14 protein-coding genes, 1 tRNA gene and 1 pseudogene are annotated in these 18,127 nt (G+C 49.6%); 5 read left to right on the top strand and 11 right to left on the bottom strand.

All coding sequences use genetic code 11. The features are described from left to right. Window positions 1-137 precede the first annotated feature (137 nt). Both KA369_07185 and KA369_07180 read left to right on the top strand, forming a co-directional pair. Window positions 138-887, top strand: coding sequence for a tetratricopeptide repeat protein (locus KA369_07185; protein ID MBP7735739.1), 750 nt, complete (start codon window positions 138-140; stop codon window positions 885-887). Between the two features lie 6 nt (window positions 888-893). Next, a complete protein-coding gene (locus tag KA369_07180; GenBank protein ID MBP7735738.1) occupies window positions 894-1,826 on the top strand; it encodes a HEAT repeat domain-containing protein in 933 nt (310 codons plus the stop codon). A 2-nt stretch (window positions 1,827-1,828) separates the two neighbouring features. Here KA369_07180 and KA369_07175 read toward each other — a convergent pair whose 3' ends face one another. The 9 genes from KA369_07175 to KA369_07135 all read right to left on the bottom strand — a co-directional run bounded on the left by KA369_07175 (window position 1,829) and on the right by KA369_07135 (window position 11,354). Continuing rightward, window positions 1,829-3,790, bottom strand: coding sequence for an ABC transporter permease (locus KA369_07175; protein MBP7735737.1), 1,962 nt, complete (start codon window positions 3,788-3,790; stop codon window positions 1,829-1,831). A gap of 9 nt (window positions 3,791-3,799) precedes the next feature. Beyond that, entirely contained in the window at window positions 3,800-4,762 is a 963-nt protein-coding gene (locus KA369_07170) for an efflux RND transporter periplasmic adaptor subunit (protein ID MBP7735736.1), read from the bottom strand. Beyond that, window positions 4,752-6,062: a TolC family protein gene (locus KA369_07165; protein ID MBP7735735.1), complete on the bottom strand. Its 1,311-nt coding sequence runs from the start codon at window positions 6,060-6,062 to the stop codon at window positions 4,752-4,754. The genes KA369_07170 and KA369_07165 overlap by 11 nt, the downstream gene beginning before the upstream one ends. 95 nt (window positions 6,063-6,157) lie before the next feature. Next, window positions 6,158-6,685 (bottom strand): MarR family transcriptional regulator, encoded by a 528-nt coding sequence (locus KA369_07160; GenBank protein ID MBP7735734.1) that lies wholly within the window; start codon window positions 6,683-6,685, stop codon window positions 6,158-6,160. 178 nt (window positions 6,686-6,863) lie between these two features. Beyond that, complete coding sequence (locus KA369_07155) at window positions 6,864-7,067, bottom strand: cold-shock protein (GenBank protein MBP7735733.1); 204 nt, start codon at window positions 7,065-7,067, stop codon at window positions 6,864-6,866. Between the two features lie 198 nt (window positions 7,068-7,265). Continuing rightward, a complete protein-coding gene (locus KA369_07150) occupies window positions 7,266-8,012 on the bottom strand; it encodes a hypothetical protein (protein MBP7735732.1) in 747 nt (248 codons plus the stop codon). Window positions 8,013-8,022: 10 nt separating this feature from the next. Beyond that, window positions 8,023-9,471, bottom strand: coding sequence for a hypothetical protein (locus KA369_07145; GenBank protein ID MBP7735731.1), 1,449 nt, complete (start codon window positions 9,469-9,471; stop codon window positions 8,023-8,025). Then, window positions 9,464-10,633, bottom strand: a complete 1,170-nt coding sequence (locus KA369_07140; GenBank protein MBP7735730.1) for a hypothetical protein — start codon at window positions 10,631-10,633, stop codon at window positions 9,464-9,466. Before KA369_07140 ends, KA369_07145 begins: the two co-directional genes overlap by 8 nt. A gap of 103 nt (window positions 10,634-10,736) precedes the next feature. Further along, complete coding sequence (locus KA369_07135; protein ID MBP7735729.1) at window positions 10,737-11,354, bottom strand: TetR/AcrR family transcriptional regulator; 618 nt, start codon at window positions 11,352-11,354, stop codon at window positions 10,737-10,739. Window positions 11,355-11,669: 315 nt separating this feature from the next. Here KA369_07135 and KA369_07130 point away from each other — a divergent pair, with 315 nt between their 5' ends. Continuing rightward, window positions 11,670-13,376, top strand: coding sequence for an acyl-CoA/acyl-ACP dehydrogenase (locus tag KA369_07130; GenBank protein MBP7735728.1), 1,707 nt, complete (start codon window positions 11,670-11,672; stop codon window positions 13,374-13,376). 129 nt (window positions 13,377-13,505) lie between these two features. Next, window positions 13,506-15,212 carry an acyl-CoA dehydrogenase gene (locus KA369_07125; protein ID MBP7735727.1) on the top strand — a complete coding sequence of 569 codons (1,707 nt, stop codon included), beginning with the start codon at window positions 13,506-13,508 and terminating at the stop codon, window positions 15,210-15,212. A 169-nt stretch (window positions 15,213-15,381) separates the two neighbouring features. Here KA369_07125 and KA369_07120 read toward each other — a convergent pair whose 3' ends face one another. Next, window positions 15,382-15,585, bottom strand: coding sequence for a cold-shock protein (locus KA369_07120; GenBank protein ID MBP7735726.1), 204 nt, complete (start codon window positions 15,583-15,585; stop codon window positions 15,382-15,384). 548 nt (window positions 15,586-16,133) lie between these two features. On the opposite strand from KA369_07120, the gene KA369_07115 reads away from it, so the two are divergent. After that, window positions 16,134-16,205, top strand: a tRNA-His gene (locus KA369_07115). A 1,067-nt stretch (window positions 16,206-17,272) separates the two neighbouring features. Here KA369_07115 and KA369_07110 read toward each other — a convergent pair. Then, window positions 17,273-17,803 (bottom strand): annotated as a pseudogene (locus KA369_07110) (recombinase family protein). Window positions 17,804-18,127: the final 324 nt, after the last annotated feature.

Below are 18,127 nucleotides of genomic sequence, written 5' to 3'. Positions count from 1 at the left end.
TCCTTTTTTTTTGAACCGCAATAGTGTGGTTTATATTACCAAGAAAAAATCAACATTGGTTAATTTTTATTTGACACTCTGGTTTTTTAACAGCTCCATATAAAATCATGTAACAGAATTATTTATAGGGAAGAATCATGAAACGAATACTGCTTTTTATCATGGCATTATCAACAGTTACCGGCTGCAAATCGCAGGCAGACAAGGATTTCGCGAAATTAATTAAATTGTGCAATAATGACCGTTACAGCGAAGCTATTCAGTTCGCCGACACCTGTATAACAAGGTACCCCGACGAATACAAATTTTATTCCGAACGGGGATTCTGTCATATCCAGAGCAGGAACATTGAATCCGCCCGGGCGGATATTGAAAAATGCCTTCAGCTAAAAAGCTCCTCCACGCGCTGCATGGCCCTCATGGGACTCGTCAATGAAGCCGAAGGACATTTCGACGCGGCGGAAAATGATCTTAAAACAGCTATCGCCCGCGAGTATGCCAAGTCCAGCAAATCACTATACTACAGATACCTGGGAGACTTTTATTATAGGTCAAAAAAGGACGTCCCAAAATCCATTGCGCAGTATACTGAAGCCCTGAGGCTCAACAAGCGGAATGGCGCGGCCTACTACAATCTGGGATCTGTTTTCTTTGCCGTGAACGAAAAAGAATTCGCCGAGCAACGCTGGCTGAAAGGCCTCAAGATAGCCGATTATGATGAAACAAGGTTCAAGCATATGACCTTTTACGGCCTGGCATATCTCTATTTTGAAAGAAGGGACTACTGGAAAGCCAAGGAGATGATAAAAAAAGCGCTGGAACTGGCTCCAAGCAACGAGCAGTATCTTCGCTTTTCCAAAACAATTACCGAACAATTGAAATCATAGGAACTCATGGCGCCCATAATCACCACCACCATCACCTGCGTCAAGTGCGGCGGGTCCATCACCGGCGGCGACAAGCAGTACCTGGTCGTCTGTCCCTACTGCGGCGTTGAATACCAGCTCTCCATCTCCGCTGTCGTCGTCGATCATATAGACATCGAGGAGAAGATCAAAACCCTTGTGGCCTGCGCGACCGACGGAAACCAGAGGGAACAGGCGGAGGCGTGCCTTGAGCTGGCGAAGCTGAATGACGCCCGCGTCGTTGCCCCGGCAATCGCGGCCTATAATACCCTGAGCTCACGGATGGATGACTATCAGAAAAACCAGCCAGCGATACTGGCCCTGGGCGACATCATCAAGAACATCAGCGATCCGGCCGCGTCGAAGGTCCTCATCGAAATAGTCAAGGATACAAAAAACGGGGCGCGCCAGCTGGCTATTTTCGCACTGAGGAACATTGGAGATCCTTCTTCGACGGACACCCTCATCGAGGTGGCCCGCGATCCAGACCAATACATCCGCTGCGCGTCTCTGGAAGCCCTGGGCAGGATCAAGGATGCCAGGATCCCGGCCATACTCATGGCCGCCCTTGATGATAAGAATTATCATGTAAAACGATCGGCCATAGTGGCGCTGGGCGATCTCCGATATGCTGCGGCCGGGGAGCGGATCCTCGGGATATTCAAGAATTACTCGGAAACCGCCACTGACAGCGGCATGCCCTGGGTTCAGGTCCGGTGGTGGGCGGCCCATGCCCTCGGTCAGCTCGCTTACGAGCCGGCGGTCAAGCCTCTCATCAAGGCACTGAACGACAATGACATGGACCTGCGCAAAGCGGCCGATGCCGCCCTGATGTACATCAGCGGCGCTTCCCGCAACGAGGAATTAAAAGGTCAGATTAAAAAGGCCCGTGATGAATTTGCGAAAGAGAATTCATGTTAATCCTATTCCCACCGCAGCGCTTCAATCGGGTTGAGCCGCGACGCCTGCACGGCCGGCCACAGGCCGAAACCGACGCCGATCAGCACCAATACCACCGTTGAGAGCATGATGGCCGATATCGACACCTTGATAGACCACTGCGCCATCAGCGAAATCAATACCGATATGGCAACACCCAGTGTTATGCCGGCAAGGCCGCCCGTAAGGGTCAGGAGCGACGATTCTATGAGGAACTGCACCAGGATGTCCTTTCGCCGGGCCCCGATGGCCTTGCGCAGGCCGATCTCCTTGATGCGCTCCTTCACCGAAACCAGCATGATATTCATGATGCCGATGCCGCCCACCAGGAGCGAGATGGCCGCCACGATGCTTAAAAGCAGGCTCATGGTTTTCGTAGTCTGAGACAGCATATCCCGTATCTCCGACATGTCGCGGATCTCGAAGGATTCTTCGTCATCCTGGTCCAGCCGGTGGCGCTTGATGATAAGATTTCTGATGACATCCTGGGACTCGTCTATCATAGTCTGGTCCTTGATCTCAACGTCTATGGAATCGACATATTCCTTGCCCAGGACACGGTACATCGCCGTGGTCACCGGTATCACGATGACATCGTCCTGGTCGAACATGAAGGACGTTCCCTTGACCGGCAGTATCCCGATGATCTTGAAATTGATCCTGTTGATCTTGAGGCTGCGGCCCACGGGATTGACCGTGCCGAAAAGCTGCTTGACGACAGTCGCCCCGACGACCGCCACCTTGCTGCGCGAACGTACCTCCTCCTCGGTGAAAAACCTGCCGCTGATCGGGACCGCGGCCTTCATGGCCGCGTAGTCTATTCCTGTTCCCCATATCTGGGTGTTCCAGTTCTTGGTGGCATAGACCACCTGGCCGCGGCCCATGACCGCCGGGGAGACCCGTTTTACCTCGCTCAGGCGGGCGATCTCCCTGGCGTCATCGAGGATGATCTTGGTGACCAGACCCGACTGGAGGGCCACGGGGCCCTGCCGGCGCGATCCGGTGCGCACGGTGAGAATATTGGAGCCAAGGGAGCTCATGCTCTGCTTTATGGAATCCTTGGCGCCCTCTCCCAGAGCCAGCATCGAGATCACGGCCGCCACGCCGATGAGGATGCCCAGGATCGACAAAAGGGAGCGGAGCTTGTGGGTGACAATTGCCGAAAAGGCCTGGCGCATGTAGTCGGTGAATTCAGCGGTGCCGAAGGTGGAATGTTTCTTGCCCAGGATATCCCTGATGGAAAGCGTGTTTTTGCCTTTGACCCCGGACTTATTCTTGTTGACCCGTTCGTCCGACATAATAACGCCGTCCCGCATCCGTATGATCCGCCTGGCATGCTCGGCGATTTCCATCTCGTGGGTCACCATGACGATGGTGATCCCCTCGCTGTTCAGCTCCTCCAGGAGGGTGATGATCTCATCTTCGCTCTTCGTGTCCAGGTTGCCTGTTGGCTCGTCGGCAAAGATGATCATCGGCTTGTTGACCAGGGAGCGGGCGATGGCCACCCGCTGCTGCTCCCCTCCGGAAAGCTCGTTCGGGAAATGGCTCTCCCGGTGTCCCAGCATGACCTGCCGCAGCCTGTTCGTCGCCTCGGTTTTGAAGTCCCTCTTGCCGGCGTAGATCATGGGCAGCCCCACGTTCTCCATGGAATTCATGCGGGGAAGCAGGTTGAACTGCTGGAACACGAACCCGGCGATATGGTTTCGCAGCATGGAAAGATCGTCGTCGCTCAGCGTCGTGATATCGTCGCCCATGAGAGAATAGGTGCCGGTATCAGGCTTGTCCAGAAACCCGAGAATGTTGAGCATGGTCGATTTTCCGGAACCGGAATGGCCCATGATCGCCACGAACTCGCCCTCCTCGATGGTGAGGGAAACATTATTGAGGGCGTGGACCTTTACCTTGCCCGTATCGTATATCTTGGAAACATTTTTCAGTTCGATCATGGTTCCTCGTCAGCGCGCCTTTTTCCGCTGCGGCATGAATGGATTGGTGCTTTTTTTCGCTTCAAGGTTGATCCCCGTCTGGGCCAGTATGGCTATCCTGGCACTGGTATCAATGCCTGAAATCACTTCCGTATTCTGGTCGTCGGACATGCCAGTCGTGATCAGTCTCTTTTCAGGGTCTTTTGTATCCTTGGTAGCGATCCATACGTATGATTTCCCCTTGTCCGACACAATTGCGTCCGTGGGTATCAGGAGGATGTCTTCCTTCGCTTTTTCGATGATATTCACATTGGCCGTCATGCCGGACCGGAACACCTCGGGCACCCTGTCCGGTATTATGTTCACCTTGTACATGGTCACATTATTGACCGTTGTCGATTCATATTCTATGAGGTCCACCCTGCCGCTGACATTGACATCGGGATAGGCGTCAAGGCTGATGGTGACGCGCTGTCCCTCCTTCACCCTGCCGATGTCCGTCTCGTCCACGTCGGCCTTGACGATAAGACGGTCCGAGAGGACCATGATGGCCGCAGTGGTCAGCACCGCCTGCCCGGGCTCTATGCTCCGGTCAATCACCGTTCCATTGATGGGGGCGATTACCGCTATCGGCTTGTACGCGTCCTCCCAGTATTTAATGGATGCCGCTCCCTGTGCCCGGGCCGCGTCCATGAGGGCCGCCCTCTCCGTCGAGCTCATCCAGCCGAGTATCTGACCCTTGCGCACCTTCTGGCCCTCGACGACGAGAACGCTTTCCATCCTCCCGTTGACCTGGGGCTTTATCTCCAGTCGGTTATAGGGCAGGACTGTTCCCGTGGCGGAAACCGCCTGGTTGATGGTGCCCACATGGGGCGTTACGATCCTGGATATGGCGACGGTCTTGCCGTTCTTTTTTATCGCAAAAATAGCTATAATCAATATGACCGCCGCAGCGGCTGAAATGATCAGTATCGTGTTCCGTTTATTTGTCATATGCCAGCGTCTCCCCTTTTGACTGTATCCATTGCGCCTCGGCCAGCAGCCGGTTGGCCTGGGCGTCGAGATAGCTTTGCTTCATCTGGACCAGCTGGTCCTCGATCTGAATCCATATGTCGAACACCACCAGTCCCAGCGAATATTCCGCCTCCGCGATCCTGGCCCGCTCCTCCGCGGCGGCAAGGTACTTGCGCTGCACCTCCACCGCGTCAATGGCGTTCTGCCAGTCAATCCATTTTTGCTGAAGGTCCGTCAATACCTGGTCCCGCGCGGTCTCCTCGTCCGCCTTGAGCTTGCGCGATTGCGCCTTGGCCTGCTCCAGGTTATAGTAATTATTCCCGCCCGTGAACAGTGGCATGGTGGCGGACAGGCCCGCTTTCAGGTTCACGGCGTCTGTCTTGCTTCCTGTCGTTTCCGAGATGGTCCGGTCCGCGCTGCCGGTGGCGCTGATCACCGGGAGGAAGCTGGCTATTTTCGATTTTTCCATATATCCCGCTGCCTCCCTCTGCTTCCTGGCGCTCAGGACAGACGGATGTGATTTCACTATCGAGTTGAAATCGGGCTTTTCTTTCACCGCCGTTTTATCCAGGAGGTTACCCTGTGCCCTTATGTCCATGTGGGAATAGATCCCCATTACATTCAGAAGGGCCCGCTGGGCCGCGATGATGTTTCGCTCGGCCTGCTTCATGGTGTATTTCGCCTGTTCCAGGTTCGCTTCAGCGTTAAGGAGCGACCCCTTGTGCTCCCTTCCCGCCTGGTAACGCATCTTAACCAGGTTGTAGTTCTTCTTCCTGATCTCGATGATCTGCTTCGATATATTGACCGCGTCCTGCGCCTTCAGCAGCTTTACGAAGGCGGTCCTCAGCTCGAGGCGGACCAGGGACGATTTTATATGATATTGCAGGAGTGAATCGTCCGCGGCGCTCTCCGCCGCCTTGATGTCGTAAATGGTCTTCATGCTGTCGAAGATCAGCTGCTTTCCGCTGACGCCGTAGGAAAATGAATTGGTTATGGTCGAATCCGATTTGCGCATGTCCTGAATGTACTGGCTCTGGGACCAGGTTATTTTTTCCTTATTGGCGGTCTTTGAATTATCGAAGGATTTTGCGGTATTGGCCGCGGCGCTGGCGCTTATTTGCGGAAGATAGGCGCTCCGCGCAACGCCAGTGGCCGCCCTGCTTTTACTCACCGCCTCCAGGGAAGACTTCAAAGCGGGATTGTTCAGATGCGCGTAAATCACGCATTCCTCCCAGGTGACCTTTTCCTGGCCGAACGCAACCTGCGATGCTGCGGCCATGATACTTGATATAACAACTGTTTTGATACTCAATCGATTCATTTTCGCACCGTTTGTATAATCTGGAATCAGCCTCTTTTCCGGGTTACTGATTTTTAACTTACATTGGCCCTGACGGCCCGTAGTATTTCCTCCATCTTGCGTAAATCCTTCTGATCCAGGCCCGCGAAAGCCTTTGCGTCCACCTCGGCGATTATTCGCCTGAACATTTCAATCTTCTCCCTGCCTGATCCCGTTAAATAGATCTTGTAGGCCCGCCGGTCCCCCGAATCTGCCTTGCGGCTGATAAGGCTCTTCTTTTCAAGATTGTCCAGGATGCGCGTGATGGTCGGCTTGTCCTTCAATGTCTTCTCCGCGATCATGCTCTGGGAGATTCCTTCCGACTCGCCGACGGCATTTAGGACGGCGCCCTGTTCCGGTGTGATATCGTATCCATATTCCTTGATCTTCCTAAGCATGAGGATCCTGATCCGGGTCATGGTGGAGGCTATGATGAATCCCATCGATTGCTCGATTACCGAGGGAGGCCTTGTTTTCTCCAGGTGTTCAAGGAACTTCAGCTGTTCGTCAACGGAACCATGAAAACCGTCGGGATGTGTCAAAGATTGTTTTGCTTTTTTCATTGGCAGCCATATCATAGTTGTTTATACAACTATTATATTAACAATTATTTATATCGTCAACTATTTTGTTGTTTTTTTTGATAGAATTGCCTGTATGACCCTGGAAATGGCAAAAAAACCTCAAAAAAAAAACCCGGCTTGATAAGCCGGGTTTTAATGAATTGTCATTCACGATAAATTAGCTGATGGGCTTGACTGAAACAGCTCTCGGGCCTTTTTCGCTATTTTCAATTTCAAACTCAACTCTATCGCCTTCATTCAAAGTCTTGAAGCCTGAGCCGAGTATGCCAGTGTGATGAACAAAGAGATCTGCTCCATTGTCCTGAGAAAGGAAACCAAAGCCCTTTTTCTCGTTGAACCACTTTACTGTGCCTTTAGGCATAAGAAAAACTCCTATAAATAATAAATAATGCGGGTTTTACCCTATGAATAAACTTCCTGACTACAATTTTTTTATGCTGTTATGAAACACGCAGTAAGAAAATTGAAGATATTGTTCGAAGTTATTCAACCTTTGACTATTGGACCATAAATAAAATTAATGTCAATTATTAAATTTATTTTTTTTGTATATTTTTTTTTATTCATACTTTCTTTGCAACCCCTGCGCCGCCATGGAATCTTTCCAGATTTTTTTAAGAGCCGGTCTCCACATGTGGTGCGTAAAGGCCTTTCCCCGCCAACGCGCCCCCTCTTCAAGATCTGATTCAATAACAGCCCAGGCTGCCGGATAATCGAATTGAGGCCAGAGTGTTCCAGCCTTGTACAGATACTCTGCATTTCCAAGCTCCATGAGTCGTTTGAAGCCGATCCGGTGATCGAATTCTTTCCAATGGGCGCCGGCATAGAAGATGAATTCGGCGCTTCCCATATCCATCAGCACCTCAAACCCTTTTCGATAATTGAAAACCTTCCATTCCTGGCCGGCATAGTAAACATACCGAGCCTTACCGATTCTGATCAATGCGTCGAGGCCTCTTTCATGGTCAAAACCCTTCCAGAACCTCCCGGCGCGGTAGAGGTACTCCGGATCAGCCAGGTCGTCCAATGCCGTCAACCCCGAGATAAAATCGAACTCCTTCCAGAAAATTCCCGCCTTGTGTATGAACTCGGAGCTCTTAAGCCGGACAAGGGCCTCGAGACCGCGCATGTAATCGAACCTGGGCCAATCCCTGCCCGCGAAAAAGATATATTCAGGATCGCCGAGCTTGAGCATCGCATAGCAGGCGGCAACAATGTCGATGTCATTGTTATTCATCGCGGCACGATAGAGACCGGCGGCGTCGCATCTTTCGAGGCATTCTTTAATAATAGTATTATCATTCATAAATGATTTTTTACACTCCCGCCCTGCCCTCCCCCATCAAGGGGGAGGGTTTTATACTCCTCATCTTCACGGCCTGGCCGAAGGGAGGATGAAAGGGATCCTGCCTGCTTTCGGAAATGACCCAGATCGTGGGATTGTATCGCCTGAGGCCTTCCAGGTCATATATATAACCGTCAGTAATTACAAGTAGCATCTCCCTGTGTCCTTTCATGTATCGATTGAAAAGAGGCGCGAAAAATGTCGTGCCGCCGCTGCCCGTCCTGATGAACCGCCAGTCGCCGCGGCTGTACACGAAGGGCTTGGCCATGTTTTTCGAGGCGGCAAGAATGTCACCCCGCTTTTCCGGAACGAACAGCTCCTCGTCAAGGCAGAGTAGGTTTATGCGGTACTTGCCCATGAGCTGCTCGACCACACCGAAGGCCCCCTCAATATCAGACGGGGTCATCACCATGGAGCCGGATACGTCCACGGCAACGGTTATGAGCTCCTGTTCCTTGAAAACCCTTCCCGGCGAATAAATGCCCTGGGCAAAATAGCGGCGATTGAACCTTCCATAGGTATAGGTCCATTCATTGGACTGCGCCGAAAAATCGACGATGCTCTTCAGCTGCCGCTCCCACGGGGCAGTATCGATTTCCCGGATCTTTTCGATAATTCCCTTTATGTCCTGATAGGCCCGTTCCTCCGCGCATTCACTGTCCCTGTCAGCCAAGCTTATGATGTTCGTCTTACGCGCGTCGATGACCATCCTGTTGTCGCGGTCATGGTAGAGATGGACCCCCGTCGGCATGACAGAATCAAGGTTGTCCGTGAAGACCATTCCCTTCATGTCGCTGAAGTATATGGTATTCATGTCGGACCTGCCGTCCAAAAGAGGATCGAAGTTAAAGGCGCGGTTAAGACTGTCCGACAGGTTCTCGGCGCCGGGCCCGTTAACTCCCGGCGTGTTGTCATCGTTGGATATATACTCGGATATGGAACGGCGGGGCTGACGTTTCAGCCACCGGTACAGCTCCTCCCATGAAGGATCAGTTACGCCCGTGTCAGTTATGAAATCCCCCGGAACACGGGGAAGGCCGGCGGGAAGAAGGAGCTGTTCCACTGGCGCTGTCCCGTCCCTGCGGGAGAAGAAGGTTTTCCGCACGCCGGAAAGGTAACTGTTGATCACCATGTCCTGGGATATATTTTGCAGATAGAGGTCATCCCCGGGAAAAGCCCGATGGTCATGGTTCAGTACCACGTGGAGCATCTCGTGGACAAGGAGACCCGTCAGCTCATCTGGTGACAATCCTTCAATAAACAATGCTGAATAATACAGGGTGAGCCGGGATTCACGGACCGCGAGGGCAAGGGTCGGGATGGCTTCATCTTCAATGAAATGGACTGACTGATAAAAATATGAGACAAACCTGCTCTTCCGCCAGAGGGACTCAAGGACGGATTCAAGGCGCTCATTCATCATCGGACTCGATTATTGCTGTGAATTTCTCAAGGAGCCGTTTTTTCCTGTCATCGTCCGGAATGAGGCCGATTGCAGCGGGCACCTGGGTAAATATGCCGCAATCTCGCAGAAGCAGGTAAAAGAACGAAAGCCGCAGATCGGCCCGGGCGTGGCCGATAAAGAGAAGCACATTGGCGAGCTCGGCAAGGTCCCTTCCTTCAAGGTTCCCCTTCCGCTGCTGCTTCAGGTCTCGCATGGCCCGGACAGCCCCTGACAGCGCCCAGAGTATGTCCTCTGACGGAATGGAGCCGTCTATCATCCGTGAAAGCTTTTCCTCGCTGCCGCCGAGGACCTCGGCTGTGCTCAGGGCGCGCGGCGCCGTGAGCTGGGAGATGAAATCAGCGCCGGCGATGTGGCCTATGAGCGAATGGATGATACTCTCCAGGGACCCGCCCTGGTCCGACGTGAGATGGGCCAGGAGCTCCTCCTCGGTCAATATCAAATATGATCCGCCGAGGGCCCGGGAAACCTGGTGCCATCCCCGGGGATTGGGGTTGATGTTCTCCTCGTCCCAGAGACGCTCCGGGAACATGGATATATATCGTAAAATCGATGGATGGATGCCTTCACGCTCCGCCCAGAGAAGCCAGTCCTGCGCGGTTGGCTTAAGCTGGAACACAGCCAGCCTTCCGTCAAGGGCTGAATCGTCGAACTCCGTAATGGTGGTGTCGTCCCCCTCGCCCAGGTTTCCCGCCAGGATGATGGATGTTTTTTCCGGGAGCGCGTGCTCGCCGCAGGTGCCCTCGGTTATGATCTGGAACAGGGTCTGGATCACCGTCGGATGGGCCCGGTTCGATTCATCCAGGAACCACAGGATGCCCCGATAGTTATCGGGGACCTGTTCCGGCGGTATGAACCGCGGGCGATAATAGACCATCCGCCGCGCCTGGTGGTCCGGCACCGGGTATCCCCCGAGGTCGACATTTTCCTTGAAGGCAAGGCGGGTATCTATAAAATAAAGGTTTTTCCGTTCCGCTGCCTGGCGCACGATGGCAGATTTGCCGATTCCCGGATGGCCGACGATCTTCAGGGCGTAATTGAGGGTCGATCCGGCGTCAAGGTAATGGTCCAGGATCTCCTCAAGCTCCGATGCTGTTACCGGGACGGGTTTCTTTTTCATGGCTATATCTTCAGTTAATTCCGTATGATCTCACACCGCCTCCGGCGCGCCCTCTCGCTCTGGTAGAGGGGGACCGAGGGTGTGAGGTCTCAAAGAGCTTATTCTACTTAATACTTTTCTCCAGCAGTTCCCTGAAAACCTTGCCTACCTGTTTCATATGGGCGATGATCTGCTCGTCGCTACGCCCCTCCAGTTTCCGGAAGGTTACCAGTATGCCGTTCATCATGGCGAAGAAATAGTGGGCCAGTATCCTTGTATCTCCTTTGTAGCCCATGCGCTTGAATATCGCCTCGAAAAGATCGAAGCCCCGGCGGACCACCTCGAACAATTTCTGCAGGGAATCCTTGCTAAGGCTCCCCACGGTCATGAAGATCACCATCATGCGGAAATAGGAATCATGGTCGGCAAGGAAATCCACGAAGGCCTCTATGCCGCGGTCCAGGATCTGCGCTCCCTCGCCGGCCGTATTGACCATTCTGTCAATCTCATCAATGAGGCCGTTGCTGTCCCGAACCGTGGCCTCAACGAAGAGCGATTCCTGGTTCGGGAAATAGGTATATATCGATGACGGTGCGATACCTGCTTCGTTGGCTATTTCTCTCATGCTTACCCTGTTGAAGGGCTTATTGGAAAATACCCGCTCCGCAGCATCGATGATGAGGTGCTTTCTGTCCTCACGCTCCTTATTCTTCATTTTAGATAGTGTATTTTTTTGTTTCATAACCATTATTTGTCACGCTCTTTCAAGGGTCAAAGTGTTATCCCATCCCGGTGTATTATTATGAGATAAATTCCCACCTTATCATAGAACCATATATATTCCATTAATCTTCATCGGGGTCAAAGGGCGGAGCCCCTTATACCCCCATCCTCTTGGGGCCAAGAGCATGAGACAATATCTAATCTCTCTTTTAGTCATTACAGAAATAAATAAAAATTATTTCAAGGATATTTTCCGAAAATCGTTTGACAGTCCGAACAGTGTTCGACATGATAATTGCAGTTCTATTAAAAATAAACATTTAAGAGGTTATGTATGATTTTATTCAATCCTAAAAACCACAACCGTAAGTATAATGATGAAAAATCAAGGCAAATCATGCTTAAAACCATAGAATTCTTTGAGAAAAAGGGTCTTAAAGAGATAAAAAAAGACTGGCATGAGAAAAAATGGAACTATGATTTCGTCGAATTCCTCAAGGAAAACCAGGTCTTTGCCACACTTATGACGCCGTCCGGATACGGTGCTTCAGATTCCCGGTGGGACACCTACCGCAACTGCGAATTCTCCGAAATCACCGGTTTTTACGGAGTCACCTACTGGTACACCTGGCAGGTATCCATGCTGGGACTCTGCCCCATCTGGAACGGCACCAACGAAGAGGTGAAGCATAAAACAGCCAAGCTCCTTCAGGAGGGCGGCGTCTTTGCCTTCGGCCTATCCGAGAAGGAGCATGGCGCGGATATCTACTCCAGCGACATGATGCTCTATCCGAACAACGACGGCACCTACCGGGCCAACGGCGACAAGTACTACATCGGCAACGGCAACGAGGCGGCGCTGGTCTCAACCTTCGGAAAGATGGCCGATACCGGCGACTACGTATTCTTCGTAGTAAACTCCAAGCACGAAAAGTACGAATGCGTGCGCAACGTGGTGAACGAGCAGAACTATGTGGCAGAGTACGCCCTCCATGACTATCCCATAACAACAGCGGACATCACCGAGCGCGGCCCCAAGGCCTGGGACGACATGCTCAACACCATCAACGTGTGCAAGTTCAACCTGGGATGGGGCGCCATCGGACTCTGTACCCACGCCCTGTACGAATCGATTGACCACGCGGCGAACCGCAACGTCTACGGCAAATTCGTCACCGACTTCCCCCACGTGAAAAGACTCTTCGTCGACGCCTACTGCAAGCTCGTCGCCATGAAGCTCTTCTCCGAGCGCGCGCAGGACTACATGCGCTCCGCCGGTTCTGAAGACCGCCGGTACCTCCTCTACAACCCGATGGTCAAGATGAAGGTCACCCGCGAAGGGGAAGAGGTCATGAACATACTTCACGACATCATCGCCGCCAAGGGCTTTGAGAACGAGCCCTTCTTCGAGATAGCCAAGCACGAGCTGCCGATGCTGCCGAAGCTGGAAGGCACGGTCCACGTAAACATGGCCCTTATCGTCAAGTTCATGGCCAACTACTTCTTTAATCCCAAGGAATACCCGGATGTGCCTCGCCGCGACGACCTCTCCAACGACGCGTTCCTCTTTCAGCAGGGACCGACGAAGGGACTGGGCAAGATCCAGTTCCACGACTACAACATCGCCTATAACAGCGTGAACCTTCCCAATGTCAATATATTCAAGGAGCAGATCACCCTGTTCAAGGACTTCCTCATGAAGGCCGGTCCTGACAAGGGTCAATCTGCCGATATCGATTACCTCCTGGCCCTGGGCGAAGTCCTGACCCTTGTGGCCTATGGCCAGCTGATCATCGAAAGCAGGAAGTTCATCGATGTGGAGGACGACCTCCTGGAAGAGATTTTCGACTTCATGGTACGGGACTTCTCCAAGTATGCCCTGAACATTCACATGAAGCCGTCAAACACCGACAAGCAGAAAGAATTGTCGCTTAAAATCATCAGGACGCCCATACCCAATCCGGCGCGATTCGAGAAGATTTTCAAGGACCACGTGTATACGCTCAAGGGCGCGTATAAGATGAGGGACCAGAATTTCTAAATTTTTAATCCATGTAAGCATGAGCCCCTCCCCCTTAATGGGGGAGGTCCGGGTGGGGGTGATGTATATCACCCTCCCCTAACCCCTCCCATCAAGGGAGGGGTTAACAACCCACCCAAGGAGACCATTATGGAAAAAATAATCTTAAATCCCAAAAAACTCGTCGCCACCTACGCTGACGAAGAAACAAGGCAGATCATGATCAAAACCATCGAATTCTTCGAAGGCCGCGGCCTCAAGAAAATGAAAGATGATTTTCATGCCTGCAAATGGTACACCGAATTCCTCGATTTCATGAAGGAAAACCAGATCATGGCCAAGCTCCTCACTCCGAAGGGCTTCGGAGGGCCCGATTCGCGGTGGGACACCTCCCGCATAGTCGACTTCGCCGAGATCCTCGGCTTCTACGGCCTCACCTACTGGTACACGTTCCAGGTGAGCGCGCTGGGTCTGGGACCCATCTTTTTGGGCTCTAACACCGAGGCCAAGCACAAGGCCGCCAACTTTCTCAAAGAGGGGGCCATCTTCGCCTTCGGCCTGTCCGAGAAGGAGCATGGCGCCGACATTTACTCCAGCGACATGATGCTCTACCCTAACCCGGACGGCACCTACCGGGCCAACGGCGACAAGTACTACATCGGCAACGGCAACGAAGCGGCCATGGTATCCACCTTCGGCAAGATGGCCGACACCGGCGACTATGTCTTTTTCGCGGTAAACTCCAAGCACCCGAAGTACGAGTGCGTTAAGAACATAATACACAACCAGGACTACGTGGCCGAGTACGCCCTGCACGATTATCCCATCACCGACGCCGACATCACCGAGCGCGGCCCCAAGGCCTGGGACGACATGCTCAACACCATCAACATCTGCAAGTTCAACCTGGGTTGGGCGTCGATCGGCATCTGCGAGCATGCCTTCTACGAAGCGATAAACCACGCGACGCACCGGAAGCTCTTCGACAGCTATGTTACCGATTTCCCCCACATCAAACAGCTTTTTACCGACGCCTATTGCCGCCTGGTGGCGATGAAACTCTTCGCCCTGCGCGCCACGGATTACATGCGCGCCGCCAGCGACACTGACAAGCGCTACCTCCTCTACAATCCCATGGTCAAGATGAAAGTGAGCACCCAGGGCGAGGAGGTCATCAACCTCCTCTGGGACGTGATCGCGGCCAAGGGGTTCGAGAAGGACATGTATTTCGAGAACGCAGTGCTGGACATACGCGCCCTGCCGAAGCTCGAGGGCACGGTGCACGTCAACATGGCCCTTATCATCAAGTTTATGCCCAACTATTTCTTTAACCCGGGGACGTTCCCGGAGGTCCCGCAGCGCCGCGACGCGGCGAACGACGACTTCCTGTTCAACCAGGGCCCCACGAAGGGCCTGGGCAAGCTCCAGTTCCATGACTACAACCTCGCCTACAACAGCGTAAACATACCCAATGTGAACGTGTTCAAGGAGCAGATCGCCGTGTTCAGGGACTTCATGATGGCCTCCATGGGCACCATGAAGGAGCAGAGCAAGGACATCGACTTTCTCCTGAACCTTGGAGAGCTCTTTACCCTCGTGGCCTACGGACAGCTAATCCTTGAGAACAAGAAGATATACGGCGTCGATGACGAGCTCATCGACCAGATATTCGATTTCATGGTGCGGGACATGTCGAAATTCGCCCTTACCATCTACGGGAAGCCGATCACATCGGAAAAACAGCAGGAGCTGTGCCTGAAGATGATCCGTCGGCCCGTGGTTGACACCGAGCGTTACAACCGGATACTCAAGGATTACGTGTACGCCCTGGCCGACACATACAAGATGAATGAATAGCGCAGGATCATGGATGACATACAGCCGCCGGCAACGACACACTGTCACCTTTGCACAGGCCTCGTCAGATCCGTGATATCAATGAAGTGATATACCTAGAAAATGATAATTAAAAAGGGCTGCATCCAGATGGATACAGCCCTTATTTTTGACAAGGTTAAGTACAGATTTAGCTTATTGCCCGAACCTGAATGGCGCGGGGGCCTTTATCGCCCTGCTCGACCTCGAATTCGACCCTGTCTCCTTCGTTGAGTGTCTTGAAGCCGTTTCCGATTATGCCGGAATAATGCACGAAAAGATCCGTTCCGTCATCGTGAGAAAGAAATCCGAAACCTTTTTTCTCATTGAACCATTTAACTGTTCCTTTAGCCATTAAAAAACTCCTGAAAAAATGATGCGGGATATACCCGATTAAAAAAGAATCATCAAAACTACAATTACTTAATCCAGGATAAATTCGAGGGTAAGACAATTGAAGCGTTTTGAGACTAATTGTTATTTGATATTGATTACGATTATACAATAATGTCAATGGTTTTTTTTCTTTATATTTAATTTTGTCGGCGATTTTTTAACTTTTCAATAAAATTTTTCCATTCATATTTTTTATTCTCTGTACATGTAAGCAGATCTAATGCGACATACTTCATTTGCATAATGGAAGTATTAATTCCCCGTTCTTCAAGGAATCAGTCCTACCCAATAACCAATATCCCCCGATTGCTCTTAGTGATCCAAATAATAATCTTGTTAGTACTGATAACATTTGTAATTTACGGGAAAGGCACGGACGCCTGCGAGGGGCTAGCCGGGATGGCTCCATGCCCCTAAAAAATCACTGCTATCATTGCGCCCTTCTATTCCCCGGATAATTTGCTCTTGACAACGTATAATTCATAAAAATAATGGCCACTCAATACGGTGGATGTAGTTCAACGGTAGAGCCCTGGAATGTGGATCCAGTCGTTGCGGGTTCGAATCCCGTCATCCACCCATTGTAATAATATAACATCCCCAGTCTCTTTATAGGCTGCGGGATGTTGTTTTAATGTCTCATCTGTATTTAAGAGTATATTAAAAGGCTTTTTCCATTCGATATATGCTTTTTCGCCATCGAAACTGATCCATTTTGCCATATTTCTTAACAATATAATCCGCTCAATATTAACTGCCTGTAAGTAGACTATCGAAAAGTTTCTTATTGCATCAATAACCTTTTCTGCATCTCTATAATGATCGGATAAATTAAATGTTAGATTTTCCAGTCTTTCCTGACAGGTTTTTAATGCTTTTTCAATTTCATTACTTCTCTTTTTATAATCATCCTTACTTATTGTTTCATCAAGTCGATCATTCAATAAAACTTCCTTATGCTTTCTCAATCTATTAATTTGTACATTTATTTCTTTTTCTGATTTTTGTGTTATTGTATTTTGTGAATTGATTATTGTTCTTAATCTATCTTTAAGAATTTCTGTTTGATTTTCATTATATACAATCTTTTCAACTTCTAAATTTATTGCTTCAATCAAAGTTTTTTCAGGCCAATATGGTTTTTTATTTGAACCATTGCATTTACATTTATGCGAATAATAAATAGTTGATGACCATCTATTCCCGGAAGCAAAACATTTGCATTTTTCACAAAGAACTAATCCTGTTAAAAGATATGACTTTTCTCTCCGCTTCTTACTCCCAGTACTGTTCACTTTAATAATTCTTTGAATTTCTTCATATTGTTCTTCAGAAATATAGGCTGGACAATAAAAACCAATTTTTTCCCAAACTCCTGATGATTTAAAATATTTTCCAGTATAAAACTTATTAGTCAACATCCTATGGATTGTAGATTCATAAAATGGTTTTTTTTGACGAGTATTGTATCCTACAGAATTAAAATATTGTGATATATCTGTGAGTGTACATCCATGATTAAGATATAGATCGAACATTTCATGTATAATACTCTCATATTTAGGATCAAATTCAATAATAGATGTTTCTGTTTCTCCTCTATCACTTCTTCCGAAGATATAACCAGCGGGTAATTGATATGGGATGCCTTTTTCCTTTTTTTTCCTTGCAACATGCTTCATCTTGATTGATAAGTTTTCACTAAAATCAGCATCTATTATTGACATTATATTACTGAACAACATTCTACTTTCTGAATTCAATATATCATTTTGTAAATAAAAATGAACTTGCATTTTATCATTTTTAACAAGTTGATTAATTCTGTCTTTATCACTTAGATTCCTCGTAAGTCTTGAAGTATCTTTAAGTATTAGATGTTTAATTTCATACTTCAAAGCATTTTCAATTAAAGTATTGAAAACTTTTCTGCCCTGGGCTTTTGCACTTTCAGCACATTCAAAAATATAAATAATATACAACCCTTGCTTTTCAGCATATTCCTTACATTCTTCAACTTGATTTTCTTTTGAATTTTGCTGTTCATTATGCTTTGTCGATACTCTTGCATAAGCTAATGCTAGTTTATCGTGCGGAATACCTTTTTCTTTTGATTCATGAATAGATTTCATGATTTCTTCATGATGAATTAGATTTTGAATATTCTGCCACCGCATAATACTACATCCCTATTATATATTTATCTTTATTTAAGTTTATAAGTATTTTTGTTCTAAAATAACTAATCCTATTACATTCATCAGCTGTTAAGTCTTCATCACGTTTATTGTAAGATATAACGTGATTCAATAAATCATTTCGCATGGATATTTTTTCATTAATATTCAATATCAATTCGGCAGTTTTATCCATGTGATCCTACCCCACAATTCGACCACTTTCAAGTTTAGTTTTTTCGATCACTAAAATATCAGTGTATTGTTTTGGTGTCATTCCTTTTAATCTCTTTTGAGGTCTTTCCTCGTTATATTCTCTCCACC

Source organism: Spirochaetota bacterium, from assembly GCA_017999915.1.
Taxonomy (GTDB): domain Bacteria; phylum Spirochaetota; class UBA4802; order UBA4802; family UBA5550; genus RBG-16-49-21.
This window is presented reverse-complemented; position numbering and strand designations above follow the sequence as displayed.

Excerpts from the sequence above, each read along its gene's own strand:
- KA369_07185 (MBP7735739.1), top strand. The coding sequence starts at position 138 with ATGAAACGAATACTGCTTTTTATCATGGCATTATCAACAGTTACCGGC.
- KA369_07180 (MBP7735738.1), top strand. The coding sequence starts at position 894 with ATGGCGCCCATAATCACCACCACCATCACCTGCGTCAAGTGCGGCGGG.
- KA369_07175 (MBP7735737.1), bottom strand. The coding sequence starts at position 3,790 with ATGATCGAACTGAAAAATGTTTCCAAGATATACGATACGGGCAAGGTA.
- KA369_07170 (MBP7735736.1), bottom strand. The coding sequence starts at position 4,762 with ATGACAAATAAACGGAACACGATACTGATCATTTCAGCCGCTGCGGCG.
- KA369_07165 (MBP7735735.1), bottom strand. The coding sequence starts at position 6,062 with ATGGCCGCAGCATCGCAGGTTGCGTTCGGCCAGGAAAAGGTCACCTGG.
- KA369_07160 (MBP7735734.1), bottom strand. The coding sequence starts at position 6,685 with ATGAAAAAAGCAAAACAATCTTTGACACATCCCGACGGTTTTCATGGT.
- KA369_07155 (MBP7735733.1), bottom strand. The coding sequence starts at position 7,067 with ATGCCTAAAGGCACAGTAAAGTGGTTCAACGAGAAAAAGGGCTTTGGT.
- KA369_07150 (MBP7735732.1), bottom strand. The coding sequence starts at position 8,012 with ATGAATGATAATACTATTATTAAAGAATGCCTCGAAAGATGCGACGCC.
- KA369_07145 (MBP7735731.1), bottom strand. The coding sequence starts at position 9,471 with ATGAATGAGCGCCTTGAATCCGTCCTTGAGTCCCTCTGGCGGAAGAGC.
- KA369_07140 (MBP7735730.1), bottom strand. The coding sequence starts at position 10,633 with ATGAAAAAGAAACCCGTCCCGGTAACAGCATCGGAGCTTGAGGAGATC.
- KA369_07135 (MBP7735729.1), bottom strand. The coding sequence starts at position 11,354 with ATGAAACAAAAAAATACACTATCTAAAATGAAGAATAAGGAGCGTGAG.
- KA369_07130 (MBP7735728.1), top strand. The coding sequence starts at position 11,670 with ATGATTTTATTCAATCCTAAAAACCACAACCGTAAGTATAATGATGAA.
- KA369_07125 (MBP7735727.1), top strand. The coding sequence starts at position 13,506 with ATGGAAAAAATAATCTTAAATCCCAAAAAACTCGTCGCCACCTACGCT.
- KA369_07120 (MBP7735726.1), bottom strand. The coding sequence starts at position 15,585 with ATGGCTAAAGGAACAGTTAAATGGTTCAATGAGAAAAAAGGTTTCGGA.